The sequence below is a fragment of the Paeniglutamicibacter selenitireducens genome (assembly GCF_051550675.1).
Lineage (GTDB): Bacteria > Actinomycetota > Actinomycetes > Actinomycetales > Micrococcaceae > Paeniglutamicibacter.
Genome location: NZ_JBPULF010000009.1, coordinates 118220 through 132912, shown reverse-complemented (window position 1 = coordinate 132912; position 14693 = coordinate 118220). Strand labels below are relative to the sequence as shown.

The window sequence follows — 14693 nt, the reverse complement described above, 5'->3', positions numbered from 1 at the left end:
GCGGGTTCGGCTAGGGCCGGGCACCGGCCTGCAGGTAGTGCTCCAGGACGTACCGGGCAATGGCAAGGCTCGAGGTCGCGGCGGGCGACGGCGCGTTGCGCAGCAGCGTCACGGGCCCCACCCGGTCCACGGCGAAGTCGTCGACCAGCGAGCCGTCCCTGCCCCAGGCCTGCGCCCGGACCCCGGCCCGGGCCTTCGACGCGAGGTCCGCGGGCTTCAGTTCGGGGATGAACCGTTGGGCCTTCCGGAAGGACACCGACTTGAGCAGCCAGCCGCCGATCTCCTCGATCCCCATGCGCCAGTGCTTCCGCGCCAGCGGGAGGGCACCGGGCCAGCGCAGCGACCCGATGGTGTCCCGGAGCGAAATGGTGGACCACCCGTAGCCCTCGCGCGCCAGCGCCGGAACGGCGTTGGGGCCCATATGCACCTCGTCGTAGACCCCGCGGGTGAAGTGCACGCCCAGGAAGGGGAAGCGCGGGTCAGGCACCGGGTAGACCATGCCCTTGACCAGGTGGTTCGCGGACCCCGACAGGTGCCAGTACTCCCCGCGGAACGGCAGGATCCTGGGCGAGGGATCGCCGCCGACCATGCGCGCCACCAGGTCGGACTGCAACCCGGCGCACGCAATGACCCTGTCGAAAACCCCGGTGGACACGGGGGTGGCGACCCTCACCCGCCCCCGTTCGACGACCAGGTCCGTCACCTCCCGGCCCAGCAGGATGGTTCCGCCTGCAGTGCGCACGTCCTGCGCCATGGCCTCGGTGATCGCCGCGTAGTCGACCACCGCGGTGTGCGGCGAATGGAGCGCCGCCACGCCCGCCACATGGGGTTCGATCTCTCGCAGCCTGGCCGGGTCCTCGATCCGGACCAGCCCCGGGACACCGTTCGCGCGGGAGCGCTTCTCGATTCCGGCCAGCGCGGCACGCTCGGTGTCGTCGACGGCCACCACCAGCTTTCCGAGCTCGCGGTAGGGAAGGGACTTTTCCGCGCAGAATTCCCGGGTGGCAATGCGACCCTCGGCGCACAGCCGGGCCTTGAGGGAGCCTTCGGCGTAGTAGAGGCCCGCGTGCACAACCCCCGAGTTGTGGCCCGTTTGGTGCCGGGCCAGCCTGTCCTCCTTCTCGAAAAGGGTGACCTCGCCGGCCTCCCGCTGGGCAAGGGCCCGTGCCACGGCGACCCCGACGATGCCCCCGCCAATGACTGCTATGCGCTGTTCCATCGCGTGCCTTCCCTCGTCGCCGTGCCCGGGTCCGCCGGGGCCCGAAGGCACCGGCGGTGTCAGGGAAACGATAGGTGCACCCGGGGCCGGGTGTGAAGGGCCCGGCACCTCGCCGGCGACGGAAAGTGAACGCGGTGCGGCCCCGGACTTTTCGGCAACGCACAGGTCAGGCTCAAAACCGGATAGTTGACATTCCCCCGGGGGCAACGTTCAGGCTGGAGCCATGAACCGCGAAAACCTGATGAACATCGGCGCCTTTGCCGAATCGACAATGCTGTCGCCCAAGGCCCTGCGCCTCTACGACGAACGGGGGCTGCTGGTGCCGGCGGTTGTCGACACGTTCAGCGGGTATCGCTACTACGCCCCGGAGCAATCAAGCCGCGGGAGGATCATCTCCATGCTGCGCGCCGCGGGCATGTCGTTGGATTCCATCGGCGTGTTCCTCGGGAACCTGGCCGAGGCTCCCGACGCCGCCCTGGAACAGCTGCGCGGACACGAGGCCGCTGTTCGCAGCAACACCGAATCCATCTCCACGCTGCTCGCCCAGGTGCGGGCCCACCTGAAGGGAAACCCCATGGACAACGTCGTCTCCGTGCTTGAACCCGAACGACACCTGCTCTCCGTCATGCTTCGCTGCACCGTCCGCGACCTGGACGACGGCATCGAAAACCGGCTTGAACGGCTTCACGCCGCGGCGCGGGCGGGCGGACTGGCCGTGGCCGGCCCGCCCTTCGGGATCTTCCACCGGGAGATCACCGAGGACTCGGACGGGCCGCTGGAGGTCTGCCTGCCCGTCGATTCACTCCTCGAAACCGCGGCGGAGCCCGGAGCGGATCCGGTGCGCAGCTACCGGCTGGCCGGCGGACGCTACGCCCAGGCGACGGTCCGCGGGCAGGACACCGACTTCCCCGCGATCCTCGCCGCCTACGACCGGGTGTGCGGGTGGATCGAGGCCTCGGGCGGCAGCCGGGTCGGTCCGCCCCACGAAATCTGGCACGTGCTTCCATGGGATGCGGAACCCACGGAAATGACCATCGCCTGGCCGTTCGCCTGAGCCTGCCCGGGTGGCGCCGGGCACCTACAGGCCCGGCACCACCTGTTCACGGACCTGCTTGCGCAGGATCTTGCCGAGCATCGAGCGGGGCAGGTCCTCGACGGCCACGATCCGCTTCGGCACCTTGTAGCCGGCCAGCAGGCCGCGGCAGTGCCCGCGCAGCGCCTCCTCGTCGAGTTCCTCCCCCGGTTCCAGCTCGACGGCCGCGACAACCATTTCCCCGCCGCGTTCCAGCGGCTTGCCGAACACCGCGGCGTCCCTGACCGCCGGGTGCAGCCGCAGCACGGATTCGACCTCGCTCGGGGCAACGTTGAAGCCGCCGGTGATGATCAGTTCCTTGGCCCGGTCAACGATCCTGGTGAAGCCGTCGGCATCGACCCTCACCACGTCGCCGGTGCGCAGCCAGCCGTCCGGGGTCAGCGTCTTGGCGGTTTCCTCCGGGTTGTTCCAGTACCCCTGGAACACCTGCGGGCCCTTGAGCAGCAGCTCGCCGGGCTCCCCCTGTTCGACCTCGAGTTCGGGGTTCTCCACGTCGACGACCTTCATCAGCGTCGAGGGGAACGGCACGCCGATGGTGCCGGCACGGCGTGTCGGGTGGAACGGGTTGCCCAGGGCAACGGGCGAGGATTCCGTCATCCCGTAGCCCTCGACGAGCAGGCCTCCGGAGACCGACTCCCAGAGTTCCACCACGTGGTCCGGGAGGTTCATGGCGCCGGAAATGCAGTACTTGGCCGAGCGCAGCGAAACACCCTTTTCCTTGGCCGCCATGGCGGTGCGCTCGTAGATCGGCGGCACCGCGCAGTACACGGTGGCCGGCGACTTCTTCATGGCCGCCAGGACCAGGTCCGGGTCGAACTTCGGGAAGAGCACCAGCAGGCCCTGCTTCAAGATCCCGAACGTCAGGTACAGCGTCATCCCGAAGGCGTGGAACATGGGAAGGATCGCATAGAGGATCTCCTCGCGTTCCCGGGCCCCGGCCATCCATGCCTCGCCCTGCAGCGCATTGGCATACAGGTTGTAGTGGGTCAGCATGGCGCCCTTGGGCGCGCCGGTGGTGCCGGAGGTGTACTGGATGACGGCCAGGTCCTGCACGCCGGGCAGCGGGTGTTCCGGGTCGAGCGGAGCGGACTTCAGCAGCTCCTTCCAGGCCATGGTGCCCGGGGCCGGGGCCGTCAGCGAGGCCCGGGTTTCGCGGAGCTTCTTCACGGGCAGGCCCAGCGCCAGGCGTTTGGGGGCCGGGAAGGCCTCGAGCAGGTTCACCGAGATGACGTGGTCAAGCTGCACGTCGCGGGGGAATTCGCGCACGGCCGCGGCTGCCTTGTCCCAGGCAATGACGATGCGTGCCTGGTGGTCCTCGAACTGGTGGCGCAACTCGCGCGAGGTGTATAGGGGGTTGTGTTCGACGACCACTGCACCCAGGCGCAGCACCGCATAGAACGCCACCACGTGTTGCGGGCAGTTCGGCAGGATCAGGGCAACCCTGTCCCCCGCCTTCACGCCGAGTCTTCGCAGGCCCTCGGCCGCGCGGGCCACCTGTTCGCCGAGTTCGCGGTAGCTGGTGCGACGGCCGAAGAACTCGGTGGCCGGGCTCTCGCCCGCTTCCTCGACGGAACGCTCGAACATGGCGCTCAGCGATTCGGTCGGCAACTCGATCTCGGCCGGGACCCCCGGCTGGTAGTTCTTGACCCAGGGCTGTGGTGCGGTGTTGTCCATGGAACCATCATGCCGCGAACCCGTGCCGTGCGCCGGGAGGAAGCGGCTTGTCCTTGGCCACGTCCGGTCCTGCCGCCCCGTTAGTGTGCGTCGGCGAAGAGTGCAAACGGCGGGGTGTACATGCCGTCGACGACGGCCTCGGCAGGCTCCGAGCCCAGCAGGACCATGCGGTTCTTGGCATCGACGTGCACCACGGCCGGTTCGAAGGCGCGTGCCTCGGCATCGTCCATTGCCGCATAGGTGATGAGGATGACGAGGTCGCCCACGTTGACAAGGTGGGCCGCCGCCCCGTTGATGCCGATGACGCCCGAGCCGCGTTCCCCGGCAATCGTGTAGGTCTCCAGGCGGGCACCGTTGGTGATGTCGACGATGGACACCAGCTCGCCGGGGAGGATGTTTGCCGCGTCCAGGAGATCCGAATCGACGGTGACGGATCCGACGTAGTGCAGGTCGGCGTGGGTGACGGTTGCACGGTGGATCTTGGACTTGAACATGGTGCGCTGCATGGTGGTTCCTGGATGTATCGAGGGCGGTGCCTGATGGCACCGGTCCGGGGCGTTCCGAACGTCGTGCTTCCATTATGCGGCTTTCCGGTACCCCGCCCGCCCCGGAGTCCCGTGGCCGGGGACGGCACGCGTTGGATGCACCGCGCCGAAGGCGCCTTGACCTGGTTCTTCGGTCGGCCGTGGCAGGATGGCCCCCATGGACGCCAACAAACGCGAGAACACGCGTGCATCGCTGGAGCTGCTCGAGGTCCTGCTGTGCGCCCTGGACCATCGCGAGGAGATCTTCCAAGCCATCGAAACCGCCGAGACCCACGAAGAGTCGGTGCGCGCCGTCGGGAAGATCCTGGGTGTCGGTGAATTCGGTGCCCACGCGGTCCTGGACATGCAGATCCGACGATGGACGGCCCATGAACGCCGCAGGATCGCCACGCACATCGAAGTGCTTCGAGGGGAGCTTGCGGCACCTTAGCCCCGATGCCCCAAACCGGCGGGTTCCCTACCCCAGGTCCCGCCCCGCCTCCGTGGAGATGCAGAAACGGTTGCCTTGGGCATCCGTGGCCACGACCCACATCGGGGCATTCCCGTAGTCGAGATCCACGCCGTCGGCGCTCAAGGCCTCAAGAACGGCGGCACTTTCGGCAAACGGAATCATGACATCAACGTGGAACCTGTTCGCGTTGGGCGTTTCCGTCTCCTGGAACCACAGCGCCGGGCCGCGCCCCAACGGATCGACGAGGCTGCCGTCCTTGCGGGCCCGGTAGCCCAAAGCGGTTTTCCAGGTGCCGGAGATGGCTTCCGGGTTGTCCGTGTCGAGGGCGATTTCCACGGTGCGCAGGAGTTCCGGCCGTGCCACGGCACCGTGCGCGGCGGCCTGGCTGGAAATCGACCGCGCCAAGGCGGCGTCGCGGGCGGTCACCCTTCCCCCTGCATCGTGAGACGTCAGCGTGACGAAGAGGGTGTCATACCGCCAGTCGACATCGGGATGGTGGTTGGCGTCCTGGGCCAGGCCCCCGATGGCCGCAAACAGCGCGAGCGCCGCAGCCGAGGATTCGCATTTCAAGGCGGTGCGCAGCGCCCCGAGCCCGTAGCGCCACAGGGGCAGCTGCACCAGGTTTGCATGGATCTGTTCGGTGTTCAGGACATCTGTCGCGGGCATGATGCGCTCCTTGGGGTTCCGGCCTTCGCCTACGGGCCCCCACAAAACAGCATGTGGCACGCAGCCATGCGTGAACCCGGAGGTAGACCCGCCTATGCCGCAAGTCTCCCACCAACATGTTCCCGCCCCAAGGGTTCCCAGGACTCGGATGGATCAAGCACCGCAGCAAGCATCCAGATACAGGAAAAGGTTGGCACCCGGGGAAATCCCGCGGTGCCAACCTCGTAACGTCAATCTATCGGTGCTTCCTGGCCGTTTCCGGTTCCGGTGCCCCGAGGCGTTGAATCCCTAAGACCTAGCCTTCGCATTCGCGGCAGTACTTCACGCCGTCCTTTTCAAGGGCGATCTGGCTGCGGTGGCGAACCAGGAAGCAGGAGCCACAGGTGAATTCGTCTTCTGCCTGCGGGATGACCTCTACAACGAGCTCATCGAGAACGATGGCGCCGGGCAGTTCCTGCCCTTCGGAGTGGTCGACTTCCTCGAGGTCGGACTGCACGCTCTTGGCGGTCGGTGCATCCATGCTCTGGACCTGCTGCAGGGTCTTTTCGGACGCCTCGGCTACGTCTGGTCGTACTTCGTCATAGTCCTGGGCCATGTCCATACCTTTGCTCGTGCTGCTGGAATCGAGAGTAATCATAGGCGAGGAATCCGGGAGAAACCTAAACGATTGTCCGCGCGGTGTGTGATTTGATGCCCTGAATCGGGTATAAGGGGCAAAATTTCGTTCCCGGATGAGCAATGTCACCCAAAAAAGCGCCAAAACAGGCGGATTCGGCTGCCGTTCCACCCGTTATGCCACCGGCGTAGTCGGTGTTCGGCGCGGCCCCGGCCCGGGGTACCGCCGTGTCGGGGCAAGCCGTTTGCCCACCGGATCGCACCGGCCAATGGGGCCGACGTGATCCCGCGCGGGTCCCGGCACGTCGGGTGGGACCTATTTAACGGAGTTGACCCTGGCCGTCGCCACGACCTCTGCGGGGGCCGTGGTTCCCTGGGCCTCGTGGGCACGAAGGACCCTGCGAGCCCTGTCGATCTTCAGGCGCTCGCGCGGGTCGCGACTCGGAAGCTGGTCGGCCGGGCCAAAGATGGAGAATCCCAGGAACTGCAGACGCCACCGCAGGCGATAGCCCCGGCTCAGCCCGGTGATGTCTTCAATGATGGGAAGTCGCTTGTCGCTCATGATTTTCCAGTCTCTTCTGTGAAGAATCAGCCGGCATTTGCTGGCCGAACGCCCCCGGGAAGCCCGGTGTCATATTTAAATTGTAGACCAACGATTGGTGCACCAACTAAAAATGTGAGGGCAATCAAGCACGCCCTGCGGGCCAGTGGTTAGTTTGGTGCGCGCAGCGCCGCCGCAATGACCTTCTTCATGCTTGCGTGAAGCCCCGCGAGTTCATGGGCATCCATGTCAAGGCGTCGCATCATTTCCTTGGGGACCTCCAGGGCAATCGCGCGGGCATCCTTGCCCTTCTGGGTCAGGATGATTTCAAGGGTGCGCTCATCCGATGCGCTGCGGCTGCGTTGCACGTATCCCAGCGACTCGATGCGCTTGACCAAGGGTGAAAGAGTTCCCGGATCCAGGTGGAGAAGGCCACTCAATTCCTTGATGGACAACGGTTCGTGTTCCCAGAGCGTCAGCATCACGAGGTACTGGGGGTGCGTCAGGCCCAAGGGCTCAAGAACGGGCTTATAGGCGGCAATGACGCTGCGTGATGCAAGGGAAAGGGCAAAACAGACCTGGTTCTCCAGTGCCAGCGGGTCTGCCAGAGGTTCTTCGCTCACTTTTTCCCTGCTTTGGTGGATGGCTCGTCCCTTCCATCATAGGTACCGCCCCGCTTCACCTGCCACGGACCCCACATGCCAGCCACGCGTGCGACCCGTCCCGACGGCTCCCGCACCAAGGTTCCTTCCTCCTGGGCAGGGGTCACTTCGCGTCCATTTGTTGCTCGCAGCGGATTCCAGAACCAAGGGCGCCGGCCTCGAACGGGTGCGGCCAGGGGTCCTTTCGGAGAGGTTTCCATTGGTTTCCCACTCGTCTTCTGCCGTTAACCTAAATGCCGGCAGGGCGTTGAATTGCCTCGATAGCGTCCTTGATGTGAGCACGAACAGTGAAGCGAAAACCCTGGTCATCATCCCTGCACGGGGTGGTTCCAAGGGAATCCCGCTAAAGAACATGCGCAGGATCGGCGGCCAGACCTTGCTGGCCCGGGCCATTGAATCCGCATTTGCCACTCCGTCAGTTATCGACGTCGTGGTGAGCACGGACCACCCGGACATCAAGGCCGAAGCCCTGTCCCGCGGTGCAACAGTCATCGACCGCCCGGCAGAGATCGCCGGTGACACAGCAAGCAGCGAATCGGTGTTGTTGCACGCCCTGGGCACCCTGGACGTACTCCCACAAATCACCATCTTCGTCCAGTGCACGTCCCCGGTGATCGACCCCGCAGACCTGCAGGCAGCCATCACCACTGTCGCCAGCGGCGCAGCGGATGTCAGCTTCTCGGTGGTTCCCGACCACGGGTTCCACTGGACCTGCGATGAAACCGGTTCGGCCCATCCGAGCGGCCACGACGAGACCCGTCGCCCGCGCCGTCAGGACCGCGAACCGCGTTTCAGGGAAACCGGCGCCTTCTACGTGATGGACACCGCCGGGTTCCTCGAGGCCGGGCACAGGTTCTTCGGTTCCCTCGCCCTGGCGCTGGTCCCGGAGGAACACGGAATCGACATCGACACCATGGCGGACCTCGAACTGGCGCAATGGCGCCTGGCCAGGACCGCCCCCGCCCACGGCCTGGACGTCGACGCCCTCGTCACGGACTTCGACGGCGTCCACACCGCCGACACCGCCTACCTGGGTCAGGACGGCATGGAGTCCGTGCGGGTTTCCCGTTCCGACGGCATGGGCATCTCCCTGCTGAAGAAGGCGGGAATCCACCTCATGATCCTTTCCAGCGAAACCAACCCCGTTGTCACGGCCCGCGCGACAAAGCTCGGCATCGACGTGGCACAGGGAGTGGGCGACAAGGCCGGCGTGCTCAAGCGCTGGATGGCCGAGCGCGGCCTGGATCCCGACCGCGTCGCCTACTTGGGCAACGACGTCAACGACCTCGACCCCATGAACCTTGTCGGGTGGCCGCTGACCGTCGCCGATGCCCGGGAGGAAGTCCATGCGGCGGCCCGGCACCGGCTCGCATCACCCGGCGGCCACGGGGCCGTGCGGGAAGCCGCCGACCTCATCCTCGCCGGACGCATCGAAACCGGCAGCCCCGAGGCTTCCCTCCACCGGGACGCCGTCCCCGCCTGGGCCAACTAGCCGCCGGCACCCAACCCACGATTTTCCATACCCACCACCCGAGACCACAAGCCAAACACCAACACCGGTCCGGGAAACCTCCGAAAGGCAAGAAACCATGAGCATCACCACCCTGGAAACCGCACCCGTCGCCATCGGAGACCAGCTGCTGGGCACCGGCCAGTCCGTCTACGTGATCGGCGAGATCGGCATCAACCACAACGGCGACATGCAGATCGCCAAGCAGCTGATCGACGTCGCTGCCGCGGCCGGCGCCAACGCCGTGAAGTTCCAGAAGCGCACCCCGGACATCTCCACCCCGATGGACATGCGCGACAAGATCCGCTCCACCCCGTGGGGCGAGATGACGTACCTCGACTACCGCTACAAGGTCGAGTTCGACGCAGCCCAGTACAAGGAACTGATCCGCTACGCCGCCTCGCTGGGCCTTCACGCCTTCGCCTCCCCGTGGGACGTCCCGTCCGTGCACTTCATGGAGGAGCAGGGCGCCGTGACCCACAAGGTCGCCTCCGCCTCCGTCACCGACATCGAGCTGCTGAAGGCCCTGGCCGAGACCGGCAAGCCGATCATCCTCTCCACCGGCATGTCCACGATCGAGCAGATCGACAAGGCCGTGGAGACCCTGGGCACCAACAACCTGGTCCTGATGCACGCCACCTCCACCTACCCGCTGCCCCCGGAAGAGGCGAACCTGCGCACCATCACCACGCTGCAGGAGCGCTACCAGGTTCCGGTCGGCTACTCGGGCCACGAACGCGGCCTGCAGATCTCGCTCGCGGCCGTCGCCCTGGGCGCCGTGACCGTCGAACGCCACATCACCCTTGACCGCACCATGTGGGGCTCGGACCAGGCCTCCTCGCTGGAGCCGAAGGGCTTCGAGGCACTGATCCGCGACATCCGCATCCTCGAGTCGGCCATGGGCGACGGCGTGAAGCGCGTCTTCCCGGGCGAGCTGGCACCGCTGAGCCGCCTGCGCCGCGTGGACGCCTAGCCCACAGGCACCGTCGACGGGTGCGGGGGCCGGTGAACCGTTCCTCGGTTCCCCGGCCCCCGTACCCGTTTGGCCACCGTTCTTCACCCGACACCCCGACTCCAAGGATCGCCACCATCCGCATGTCGCCACCCACACCGCGCATCTCCGTCATCATCCCCGCCATGGACCAGCAGGAGTACATCTGCGACGCCCTGGAGTCCCTGGCCCGCCAGGAGCTCGGCCACCGCGAGCTCGAGGTACTGGTCATCGACGATGCCTCCACCGACGCCACCCCCGAGCTGGCCCGGGAGTTCGCCGACCGGCTGCCCGGCCTGCGCGTCATCGAACACGGGCGCAACCGCGGGGTCTCCGCCGCACGCAACACCGGCCTGGCCCACGCCACCGGGGAGTTCATCGTGTTCCTCGACCCCGACGACTGGATGTCCTCCACCCACCTGGCCACGCTGGCCGAGGGGCTCGAGCGGCTGGAGGTGGACTTCGTGCGCTGCGACCACGTCCGGGTCACCGGAGGCAACAGGGTATTGCACCGGGCCCCGCAGGCCCTGCGCAACACCGCACTTGACCCGCGCGACGCCATCTCGCCCGTGGACATGGACACCATGATCGACTACGCCTTCGTCTGGGCGGGAATGTACCGGGCCTCGGCCCTGGCCCAGGCAGCGCCGGCCTTCGACGAGGACCTGCGCACCTGCGAAGACCGCCATTGGCTCTGGCAGCTGGCGCTTCGCACCTCCAGCTACGCGGTGCTCAACGCCCCCGGGGTCTTCTACCGGCGCGGGCTGCCCGGTTCGCTCACCCAGGTCTTCGACGAACGCCAGCTGGACTTCCTCCCCGCCTATGCAGGCATCATCGGTCTGGTGCTCGGCGACGAGGGCCACGCGCCGCACCGCGCCAAGGCGCTGCGCCAGTTCCTCGCGATCGCCTGCCACCACCTCAAGCGCTCGGTCGACGGCACGCCGGAACTGCGCGCGCAACTGCGCGAGGGCATCGGACAGCAGCTCGCCGCGCTGCCCCCGGCATTGCTGGAGGTCTCGCTGGAACAGCTCGATCCCGCACGCCGCGAGATGCTTGCCGGGCTGCATCCCGATGCCGGGACCCGGAAGGTTGCCGCATGATCCAGCTTGTCCAGGCATCCACTTACTTCCAGCTCGCCACGCTCGCCGCCATGGTCGATTCCGGGCTGCTGCCACCGGCGGACCGGCGGGTGCTGGTGCTCGCCGGCGGAAGCCAGGTTCCGGAGATCACCCTGCCGCTGCGTGAAAGCCCCGGCTTCGAGCTGCTCGCCGCGCGCTTCGACGACGTCGTGGACCTCGCGGAGCTGCTCTGGCCACGCAGGTGCCAGCAGTTCAACCCGCGCAACGAGGAACTGCCGCTCTTCGAGTCGCTGCTGCGCCACCGCTGGGGCCTCGGCGACGGACCGGTGGGCCTGGTCCTCGAGTCCATCCAGGTCAACCCCGCACGGGCGCTGGCACGGATCTTCTTCGATGCGCCGATCGCCGTGCATTCGGACGGGCTCATGTCCTACGGCCCCACCCGCAGCACGCTGCCCCTGCACATGCTCCAGCGCCTGCAGATGGCCATCCACATCGACCTGGTCCCGGGGTTGGAGCCGCTGCTGCTGCTCGAGGCCCCGGTCGAACGCCGCGCCCTGCACCTGGAGCAGCTGGCAGCGATCTTCGCCGAGCTGGCGCTCAGCTTGCCGCCCGGGCAGCTCGAGGTGCCCGCTGGCGCGGCGCTGGTGCTGGGCCAGTACCTCGGGTCCCTCGGCATCCTTGACACGGCCCGGGAGCTCGAGCTGCACACCGGGATGTTGCTGGCCGCGCGTGACGCCGGCGCCGAAACCGTGGTCTTCAAGCCGCACCCCAGCGCCGGACCCACGGCGGCACGGCTGCTGCATGCCAAGGCGCATGACCTGGGCCTGGATTTCCGGATCCTCGAGACTCCGCTGCTGGCCGAGACGGTCATCGAACTGGCACGCCCGCGCGTTGTCATCTCCTGCTTCTCCACGGCGCTGCTCAGCGCCAGGTACATGCTCGGAGTGCCGGTCCTGGCGGTGGGCACCACCGAGCTGCTCCAGGACCTGAGCCCCTACCAGAACAGCAACCGTATCCCGCTGTCCATCGTCGACGCCCTGCTGGTCTCCGGACTTGAGCCGCCGGCGCTGGCCCTGGCCGAGGCAGGGGCAGGCGACGACGAGCTCGGCGGCCTGCTGCGGGCCGTGGCCTACTGCATGCAGCACGAGAACCTGCCGGGGCTCCGCGCCGGGGCCGCCGAGTTCCTGGAGCGGCACTACCCGCGCTACAGCGCGCACTTCAAGCGCAAGCGCCTGGCGGCGCTGGACCTGCCTCCACGGTGGGCCCACCCGCCGCAGCGCACCCGGGAACAAACACACTGGGCACGGCGCATCCGGAGCCGGGCCGTGGCCGCGGGCGCGGGCTCGCTCTCCCGGCTGGCCCGCACCCTCGAGGAAGCCTCCCGACGTGTTTCCGGTTGACTCGGCGGTGGCCAGGCCGCGCTTCGGCCATGCCGAGGTGTGGGTGGAATCGCCCCTGCAGATGCTCTCGGCGGTGGAGGCCCACGGGGCCGGGCTGCTGGGCAGCACCAGCCGCATCCACCCGCGCGGGGGCACCACTGCCCTTGACGCCACGCTGCACGCCCTCATGGCACAGGCCCCCGAGGGCGTGGAGTTCGCCGCCCCCGGAGCCGCCCCGCCCTCACCCGGATCCACCGGCGCCCGGCGCTGGGCCACCGGGGATGCATACTCGGGCCGCGTGCAGCGGGCCCTGCTCGGCTACATCGGGGTGCGCGAGGTCGTCGTCATCGACGACGGCATGGCAACGCTCGGGCTCCTCGCGGCCCTGGTCAGCGAGGAGCCCACGGCGCTGGTGCGTCCGCGCTCGACCCCCGGCGCGGCCCGCCGGGCGCTCGGTACCGCCTGCTGGTTCAGGCTCCGCGCCCTGGCCCGGGCCGGCCGGCTGTTGGTCTTCACCGGCCTGCCGGTGCCAGAGGACACCGCGCGCAGGTTCCGTGCGCTCGGCGGGCACCTCGAGCACCACGGCTTCGAGTGGCTCAACACCCAGCCGGCCACCGAACGCATCGCCGAACCCACGGTGGTGGTGGGCTCGGCGCTTGCCGCGGACGGGCTGATCGACGCCGAGCAGTACTTCCACTGGCTGCGCGCGCTGGCCGAGGAAGGGCCCCTGGCCTACTTCCCGCACCGGCGCGAATCGGGCGCCTTCCTCTCCCGGCTCGCCGCGCAGGGCCGCACCACGGTCCACGCCCACACCATCCCCGTGGAGATGCGCCTGCGCTCGCTGCGCCGCGGGCAGGTCGTCCGCGCCCTCCCGTCCACGGCGCTTCCCTCCCTGCGCCTGCTGCTGGGTGCCAACGGCGTACGCGTCCTCGGCCACGACGTCCCGGAGCACTGGTGGAAGCCCTCCGCCTCCGCCCACCTGCGCGCCCACCTTTCCTCGTCCCTGGAGCTGCACACCCCATGACCACCACGGAATTCCGCCCCCGCATCCTCGCCGTCGCCGACTCCGACTCCTACCTGAAGCTCGCCTGCACCACGCTCGACGCGCTAGGCCCCGGCTGGGACCGCCGCGTCGTCATCCTGCGCACCCCGCTGGTGCCCACCGACGAGCAGGTCGACGCCGCAATCCTCGGCACGCCCTTCACCCGCGACGGCATCGAGGTGCTGCCGCTCTCCGCACTCGATCCCGCCGCCCTGGAGGCCGACGTCGTCTTTGCCGCGGCCACCGGGCCCGTGGTCAAGGAGGTCTTCGGCAAGCTGCTGCGCACCCGGGGCAGCAAGCCGCGCCCCGCAGCACTGGTCTCCGCGCTTCCCGGCGTCGCCTACCCGGCGACGGCCAAGGGGTGGCGGTTCCGGCGCATGGGCGATGCCTTCATCGTGCACTCCCACGCCGAGGCCCGAGAGTTCGACCAGCTGGCGCAACGCGAGGCCGAGCACCGCCCCGAGGTCATGGTCTCGAAGCTGCCCTTCCTGCGCACCGCCGGTTTCCCGCAGCCGCAGGAGGGACCCGTCACCTCGGTGGTGTTCGCCGCGCAGGCCAAGGTCCCGGTGGAGCGCGCCGAGCGCGAGGCGATCCTGCTGGCGCTGGACGCCACGGCCCGGCTGAACCCGCAGGTCCGCGTCGTGGTCAAGCTGCGCGCGCGGGCCGGGGAACCGCAGACCCACGCGGAGGCCTTCCCCTTCGACACCCTCTGGGGGGACCTCGCCGCGCGCGGGGCGGTGGGCGCGCACCACGTGGAATTCGCCACGGGGCCCATGGATGCCGTGTTGGTCCCGGGCGCCGCGCTGCTGACCGTCTCCTCCACCGCGGCACTGGAGGCCATCGACCGCGGGCTGCCGGTGCTGGTGCTCACCGACTTCGGCCTCAACGAGGCGATGCTCAACACCGTGTTCCGCGGCTCGGGACTGCTGGGCACCCTCGAGGACGCCCAGGGGCTGCAGTTCTCCCCGCCCAACCGGGCGTGGCTGCGCGAGAACTACTTCCACCGCCGCGGGCCGGAGTTCGCCTCGGCACTGGAAAGCTACGCGTTGAAGGCCCGTCGCGGGCAGCTTGCGACAAGCGAGGCGCAGCTGGCCCTGGTGCGCGAGCCGGCGCTGCGCAAGCGCCTGCGCTCGCGTCTGCGGACCCGGCTGCCGCGTCCCGTGCTTGCCGCGCTGCGCAAGGTCCGGCGGCGCCTGGCCAGCCTCTGAGCCCCGCGGGCGGCGGGC

General features: G+C 68.3%; 15 protein-coding genes. 8 read left to right on the top strand and 7 right to left on the bottom strand.

Annotation, left to right across the window (positions count from 1 at the left end; all coding sequences use genetic code 11):
• Positions 1-10: 10 nt before the first annotated feature.
• Positions 11-1219 (bottom strand): L-2-hydroxyglutarate dehydrogenase, encoded by a 1209-nt coding sequence (gene lhgD / locus ACSYDW_RS15305; RefSeq protein WP_438339595.1) that lies wholly within the window; start codon positions 1217-1219, stop codon positions 11-13.
• A gap of 223 nt (positions 1220-1442) precedes the next feature.
• Between lhgD and ACSYDW_RS15300 the strand changes: the two genes are divergently transcribed.
• On the top strand, positions 1443-2273 hold the full coding sequence (locus ACSYDW_RS15300) for a MerR family transcriptional regulator (RefSeq protein ID WP_438339594.1): 831 nt from the start codon (positions 1443-1445) through the stop codon (positions 2271-2273).
• 24 nt (positions 2274-2297) lie between these two features.
• Here ACSYDW_RS15300 and ACSYDW_RS15295 read toward each other — a convergent pair whose 3' ends face one another.
• Complete coding sequence (locus tag ACSYDW_RS15295) at positions 2298-3986, bottom strand: long-chain-fatty-acid--CoA ligase (RefSeq protein WP_438339593.1); 1689 nt, start codon at positions 3984-3986, stop codon at positions 2298-2300.
• An 80-nt stretch (positions 3987-4066) separates the two neighbouring features.
• Positions 4067-4492 (bottom strand): aspartate 1-decarboxylase, encoded by a 426-nt coding sequence (gene panD / locus ACSYDW_RS15290; RefSeq protein ID WP_438339592.1) that lies wholly within the window; start codon positions 4490-4492, stop codon positions 4067-4069.
• 196 nt (positions 4493-4688) lie between these two features.
• On the opposite strand from panD, the gene ACSYDW_RS15285 reads away from it, so the two are divergent.
• Entirely contained in the window at positions 4689-4961 is a 273-nt protein-coding gene (locus ACSYDW_RS15285; protein WP_438339591.1) for a DNA gyrase subunit A, read from the top strand.
• Between the two features lie 27 nt (positions 4962-4988).
• On the opposite strand, the gene ACSYDW_RS15280 is transcribed toward ACSYDW_RS15285, so the two are convergent.
• The 4 genes from ACSYDW_RS15280 to ACSYDW_RS15265 form a co-directional block, all read right to left on the bottom strand.
• The gene (locus ACSYDW_RS15280; protein ID WP_438339590.1) at positions 4989-5648 is read right to left on the bottom strand and encodes a 4a-hydroxytetrahydrobiopterin dehydratase; all 660 of its coding nucleotides are present in this window, start codon (positions 5646-5648) and stop codon (positions 4989-4991) included.
• Positions 5649-5943: 295 nt separating this feature from the next.
• Positions 5944-6243 carry a DUF4193 family protein gene (locus ACSYDW_RS15275; protein WP_438339589.1) on the bottom strand — a complete coding sequence of 100 codons (300 nt, stop codon included), beginning with the start codon at positions 6241-6243 and terminating at the stop codon, positions 5944-5946.
• 336 nt (positions 6244-6579) lie between these two features.
• Entirely contained in the window at positions 6580-6825 is a 246-nt protein-coding gene (locus ACSYDW_RS15270) for a hypothetical protein (RefSeq protein WP_438339588.1), read from the bottom strand.
• 149 nt (positions 6826-6974) lie between these two features.
• On the bottom strand, positions 6975-7427 hold the full coding sequence (locus ACSYDW_RS15265) for a MarR family winged helix-turn-helix transcriptional regulator (RefSeq protein WP_438339587.1): 453 nt from the start codon (positions 7425-7427) through the stop codon (positions 6975-6977).
• Between the two features lie 313 nt (positions 7428-7740).
• Here ACSYDW_RS15265 and ACSYDW_RS15260 point away from each other — a divergent pair, with 313 nt between their 5' ends.
• The 6 genes from ACSYDW_RS15260 (at position 7741) to ACSYDW_RS15235 (ending at position 14675) form a co-directional block, all read left to right on the top strand.
• On the top strand, positions 7741-8958 hold the full coding sequence (locus ACSYDW_RS15260; protein WP_438339586.1) for a cytidylyltransferase domain-containing protein: 1218 nt from the start codon (positions 7741-7743) through the stop codon (positions 8956-8958).
• Positions 8959-9055: 97 nt separating this feature from the next.
• Positions 9056-9949: an N-acetylneuraminate synthase family protein gene (locus tag ACSYDW_RS15255; protein WP_438339585.1), complete on the top strand. Its 894-nt coding sequence runs from the start codon at positions 9056-9058 to the stop codon at positions 9947-9949.
• Positions 9950-10071: 122 nt separating this feature from the next.
• On the top strand, positions 10072-11067 hold the full coding sequence (locus ACSYDW_RS15250; RefSeq protein WP_438339584.1) for a glycosyltransferase family 2 protein: 996 nt from the start codon (positions 10072-10074) through the stop codon (positions 11065-11067).
• Positions 11064-12446, top strand: coding sequence for a polysialyltransferase family glycosyltransferase (locus ACSYDW_RS15245; protein WP_438339583.1), 1383 nt, complete (start codon positions 11064-11066; stop codon positions 12444-12446). Before ACSYDW_RS15250 ends, ACSYDW_RS15245 begins: the two co-directional genes overlap by 4 nt.
• On the top strand, positions 12433-13449 hold the full coding sequence (locus ACSYDW_RS15240; RefSeq protein ID WP_438339582.1) for a hypothetical protein: 1017 nt from the start codon (positions 12433-12435) through the stop codon (positions 13447-13449). Before ACSYDW_RS15245 ends, ACSYDW_RS15240 begins: the two co-directional genes overlap by 14 nt.
• Positions 13446-14675: a DUF6716 putative glycosyltransferase gene (locus ACSYDW_RS15235; RefSeq protein WP_438339581.1), complete on the top strand. Its 1230-nt coding sequence runs from the start codon at positions 13446-13448 to the stop codon at positions 14673-14675. The genes ACSYDW_RS15240 and ACSYDW_RS15235 overlap by 4 nt, the downstream gene beginning before the upstream one ends.
• The last annotated feature ends 18 nt before the right edge of the window (positions 14676-14693 follow it).